This window comes from Syntrophomonas sp. UBA5494 (genome assembly GCF_002426325.1).
Genome location: NZ_DIPG01000138.1, coordinates 1 through 5,057, shown reverse-complemented (window position 1 = coordinate 5,057; position 5,057 = coordinate 1). Strand labels below are relative to the sequence as shown.

At 51.1% G+C, this 5,057-nt stretch carries 6 protein-coding genes; 2 read left to right on the top strand and 4 right to left on the bottom strand.

Annotation, left to right across the window (positions count from 1 at the left end; translation table 11 throughout):
* The coding region (locus B3W37_RS15540) for a nitroreductase family protein (RefSeq protein WP_483176349.1) at positions 1-330 on the top strand (330 nt) is incomplete at its 5' end.
* A 261-nt stretch (positions 331-591) separates the two neighbouring features.
* On the top strand, positions 592-1,821 hold the full coding sequence (pepT, locus tag B3W37_RS15535) for a peptidase T (protein ID WP_483176348.1): 1,230 nt from the start codon (positions 592-594) through the stop codon (positions 1,819-1,821).
* 264 nt (positions 1,822-2,085) lie between these two features.
* Here pepT and B3W37_RS15530 read toward each other — a convergent pair whose 3' ends face one another.
* The 4 genes from B3W37_RS15530 to B3W37_RS15515 are packed head-to-tail and all read right to left on the bottom strand — an operon-like array spanning position 2,086 to position 4,907.
* The gene (locus B3W37_RS15530) at positions 2,086-3,036 is read right to left on the bottom strand and encodes a hypothetical protein (protein ID WP_483169216.1); all 951 of its coding nucleotides are present in this window, start codon (positions 3,034-3,036) and stop codon (positions 2,086-2,088) included.
* Positions 3,033-3,887 (bottom strand): hypothetical protein, encoded by an 855-nt coding sequence (locus tag B3W37_RS15525; protein WP_483176347.1) that lies wholly within the window; start codon positions 3,885-3,887, stop codon positions 3,033-3,035. Before B3W37_RS15525 ends, B3W37_RS15530 begins: the two co-directional genes overlap by 4 nt.
* 4 nt (positions 3,888-3,891) lie before the next feature.
* Positions 3,892-4,359, bottom strand: a complete 468-nt coding sequence (locus tag B3W37_RS15520) for a hypothetical protein (RefSeq protein ID WP_483169214.1) — start codon at positions 4,357-4,359, stop codon at positions 3,892-3,894.
* Positions 4,359-4,907: an RNA polymerase sigma factor gene (locus tag B3W37_RS15515; protein ID WP_483176346.1), complete on the bottom strand. Its 549-nt coding sequence runs from the start codon at positions 4,905-4,907 to the stop codon at positions 4,359-4,361. Before B3W37_RS15515 ends, B3W37_RS15520 begins: the two co-directional genes overlap by 1 nt.
* Positions 4,908-5,057 lie beyond the last annotated feature (150 nt).

Below are 5,057 nucleotides of genomic sequence, written 5' to 3'. Positions count from 1 at the left end.
TTTAAAATTGACTTCCTGACTGAAGCCCCGGTAATAATTGTGATAGCAGGCGATCCCAAGAAAACCGGGGCAGATCAATTTCTGCCCGGCCGGGGCACCGGCTATGCCTTTTCCTGCTGCGCCGCCATACAGAACATGCATCTGGCCGCACATGCACTGGGTTTGGGCAGCTTATGGTTCAGCCTTTTTGAAACCGATAAAATTAAACAATTGTTAAACATACCCGATGAGCTTGATGTAGTGAGCATGATCGTGTTGGGTTATCCCGCTTCAAGTGCAGCCGCTATTAACAGAAAGCCCCTCGAGGAAATGGTAACATTCATTGACTAATAAAGAGACCGCCCCCAGCTAAAGCTTAAAACGGCCCGCAGTCCGGGCCGTTTTTATCCCCATCGGTTACGCTCGGATATCATTTCCTTGACCAGAAATGTTCTTGCTCAGGCAGGAACGTGACCAGCCAAGCCGGGCTGCCGGTATTCTTGGGATGGCCCAAGGCCATTCTCAGCTTGTAAGACCCGGGCAGGATGAAGATTGCCTGAAAAGGAGAAAGATAAAGTAAGGAAAACAGGCTCGGGTTATAGGAGGTAAAATATGCAGCAATTACTGGATAGGTTTTTAAGATATGTGAGGATTGATACTCAATCTGCCGAAAATACCGGTACTCATCCCAGCACCCCCGGCCAAATGGAATTAGCCCGCCTCCTGGAGAATGAGCTGCGGCAGTTAGGTTTCAGCAAAATCAGCCTCAGTGATAAAGGCTATTTAATGGCCGAAATACCGGCTAATACGGACAAAAAGCTTCCCACGGCAGGGTTTATTGCCCACCTGGACACCAGTCCGGAGGTAGCGGGTAAAAATGTACAGCCCCGGGTGTTTGCCGGCTACGACGGCCGTGATTTGCTGTTAAATGAGGCTTTAAACCTGACCTTGAAAGTGCAGGATTATCCTGAACTCAGCAATTATCAAGGCCAAACCATCATCACCAGCGACGGGACCACCCTCCTGGGAGCGGATAACAAGGCCGGCATCGCCATAATTATCACCGCATTGGCCGGCATCATGGCTGAGCCGGGTTTTGAACACGGCAAGCTGGCGGTGGCTTTTACCCCCGACGAAGAGATCGGGCAGGGCGCGGACTTTTTTGACGTAGCTGCTTTCGGAGCGGATTTTGCCTATACTGTCGATGGCGGCGCATTGGGAGAACTGGAATACGAAACCTTCAATGCCGCCCTGGCAGTGCTCGACATCAAAGGCTGTAATGTGCATCCGGGCTCGGCCTATATGTGCATGAAAAATGCCATTTTGCTGGCTATGGAACTGAATACCATGCTGCCTCCCCAGGAGCGTCCGGAATATACCCGTGAATACCAAGGCTTTTACCATCTCAGCCATCTGCAAGGCAGCGTGGAAGAAGCTAAAATGACCTATATAATCAGAAACCATGACCGGTCCAGGTTCGAGGCCAAGAAGGCCTACTTGAAAAGCTGCGTGGATTTCCTTAACGGCAAATACGGCGCATCGACGATCAGCCTCAACATGCAGGATCAGTATTATAACATGAAAGAAAAGATCGAACCGGTATTGCACATAGTGACTCTGGCGGAGCAGGCCATGCTCAAGGAGGGCGTCAATCCTTTGATCAAGCCGGTGCGAGGGGGCACCGACGGCGCCCGGCTGTCCTTTATGGGTCTGCCCTGCCCCAACATCTTCACCGGCGGTCATAATTTTCACAGCCGTTATGAGTTTATCAGCCTGGAATCGATGCAGACCGCAGTCAAAGTCATCACCAGGATGGTTCGACTGCTGGCCGGCTCAGCCTGATAATCGAAAAACCGCAAGCAGACCGATCTCCTTAGCAAACGCCCGCAGATTGCCGGGCGTTTCTTTTTCCCCTATGAGCCGGCATTATCGAGGACAATGTCAGCCCGGACCCATTATGCATTCCCCTTTCCGGCTGGCAGGGGGTTATAATAAATAGATCATGTTCTTCTTCACAGATATTCATCCAGGTCAGATATGGTCTGCTTTTAATCCCGGATATTGAAGCCTTGCGCGTCCTAAATCCGGCTTCAGCTTACCTGTTCCTCAGGGCAGCTGGTTGACGGTTATACCGCCGCCTTTATGGACAATACTCAGCTTATGAAGCGCCTGCCCCAGTCGGGCCTGAGCCTGGCTGCCCTTTTCTTCCCCGATCTTTTCCGGAACCTGACCCTCCTGCTGCCGAACCGGCGCCTGAACCGGTTGGCCCTGGGGGTCGGTCCAGTTCATATTGCCTTTTAATTCCAGAGGATCGGGACCTATAACTGACAACAATACATCGGACTTTGGAGCCAGAATGACATCAACGCTTCCAGCCCCGGTGATGAGCCAATCTTTTTTAAGCTGTGCGTTGACCACTGCCAGAGAAGCCGGTCCATGGGCGATTTCTACCGCTACTTTTTCGGGCAGCACCAGCGAGAAGGTTCCGTGATTATACGCTTCCGCAAAGCCCAGCCTCAGGTACATAGTAGAGCCGCTCCTGCTGGCAGCAACTTGGGTCTGGTTCTGCAGGATCTGTTCGGCCTCCGCTTTGGACTGACTTCGAATTCCGGCTTGTATGTTGCACAGTATGGATTCCCCGGAGCCGGTGCTTACCTCCAGACGGGCGCAGCGTTCCGCTTCAACCACCACTTTTTGAATCCCCTGTTCCACAGCTATTTCACGCTCGCTCTGAACATAGAACCTTTCGGCAGTGATATTCTGCTGTACATAACGGACTAATCCGGTTTCACTGGCGGCCTGCAGGCTCAAGCCAAATGTAACCATGAGCAGAATGATAAAAATGCTGAAAATGTCATATTTGATCGGGCTGCTTTCAGCCCCGGAGAAATAGCTTTGCAGCAATACCTCAACACCCAGTACTATAAAAAGCAAGGGCCACCATTTCAGTGCATAGCCCAAAGCCGAAATACCCTGAATCTGCGCCAAAAGGATTCCGACTCCGCTCAAGACCATGAGCAAACCCATGGAAAACGTACCTACCCGCCACTTCCTCATGGTAATTCCTCCCTGTCAGGACGTTCTGCCGCTTCAATATCCTGATATATTTCGGTCCCGCCTGTTTCGGGCGCGGTATTTTCTTGATCCGCCGCCTTACTCCCCAGCAAAAGCTTGATCCCCCCGGCTATCAACAACAAGGCTACAAAAGTGGTTTCAATATAGCCGCGCAGGCTTGCGTTGAGCAGCGGCTCCAACAGCGGACTCACGATGCGCTGCAGCAATACCAGCAGACCCAGACCGATCAGCCCCCATCCCACTGTTCCGGGATGAGTGGAAAACCAGTCGAACAATATAGATGAATCCAGATAGACTTCCCTCTCATCCTCCAGCATATGATAAATGTCAAATACGCTGTAGAACCAGATTACCGGTATAATAAAGGCTAACAGACTGAGATTCAGCCAGCCCGATAAAATCAGCAAGAGGAAGAATCCGGACATCAATTGAGCGCCTTGTTTCAATAGGCCCAAAAACATATGCCCCGCCCCGGGAATAGTGGAAAAGGCCAGGGCGATCAGTTTGCGGTCACTGATCAAAAACAACCCCGGTTGTGCAGGGTCCACACTGTCATTCCCGTCACCATCGCCATACGCACTCTGACCCGCCAGACTCAAAGCTTCCGCCAGGGCGATAAACCATACCAGGGCTATGACGAAGAAAATCAGGGGCATCAGATTGCCGGAAAGAAAATAATGGCCGCTCATGCTGTCAATAAATATCCCGCCTACACAGAGTCCCAGGAAAACTGTGAAAAATACCAGGGCCCGTTGGTGGCACCCCAAATAGAGGTGGCTAAGGCCAGGAATCGGAGATAAAAGAAATACCAGAAACCTGCTCTTTTTTTTCACTGCTCTACCTCCCCTTATTGTATACGTCAATTTCATCCATCCAGCCCGCGGCCTTTTCTCGCAGTTGCGTCGGCCAGTCATAGAAAACCCTCTCATAACTGATGGCTCTGTGTATCTGCGGGTAGAATTCGGGCCAGATCAACCTGCTGCTCAATGATTGCAGGACACCCCCGCCGGTAAGTATGAGGGTCAGGACGGCTGCCGCGGTGTAGTAGGCCAGCAATCTGCCACCGGCAGGCTGCATCTTAGGCTGCTTTTTCCGGCCTGCTTTCTTGACCCGTTCGAGTGTTTGGGCAGTAAAATCAGGGGTTATCAAGGCTTCCGCCCGCTCCAATTCAACCTGCTCGATGCATTCCAGAAAAAGCGCCTGGCATTGTTGGCAGGTCTGTAGATGGGCTTCCATCAAGGATACTTCAGCCCCGTTTGAATGCCGGTTAAAGTTTTGCCATTGTGCTCTGCTGAAATGCTTCATCAGGTTATCTCCTTCCATCGTTCTCGCAGCAGTTTCCTGGCCCGGTACAGGCGGGATTCCACGGTCTTCAAACTGATGCCTTCTTCCCGGGCGATCTCTTGATAAGACTTGCCTTCAAAATGATACTTAACGATCACCTTGCGGTAACCCGGAGGCAACTCCCGGAACAGGTCTTTCAGTTGGACCTTCCTCTCCCGGCGGAGAACGAATTGCTCCGGATTCAGGTCTGCAGGATAAGGGTTCTTCATTTCACCAGGATGATCCACTATTTCCAATTGCCGGTTTCGTTTGCGCTTCCAATCAATGGCCTTGTTGATGGTAATCTTCCCCACCCAGGCTTTCAGGTGCTCAGGCCGGTACCGGGGCAGAGAATGATAAAGCTGTAGAAAAACCTCCTGGGCTATATCTTGAACATCATCGGGATTGCTGACAAAACGCATAATAATCGCGAAAACATAGGCTTTATACTGATCGATAAAAGATTCGAAGGCCTTCAGGTCACCGGTTATTAAAGGCGTATTTTCTTTTTCATTCCCAACCGTGACCACCCCCCATGCGCTCTCTAATAATAACGATAATAATGAAGCTCAACCCTGCAGGCTGCAAAATATTTTTTGAGAATATCCAGCCTGCTTATAGAGCAAGTGGGGAAGGTTCTTGACTGGCCGCTAGTGCGCCAGTCAAGAACCTTCCCCACT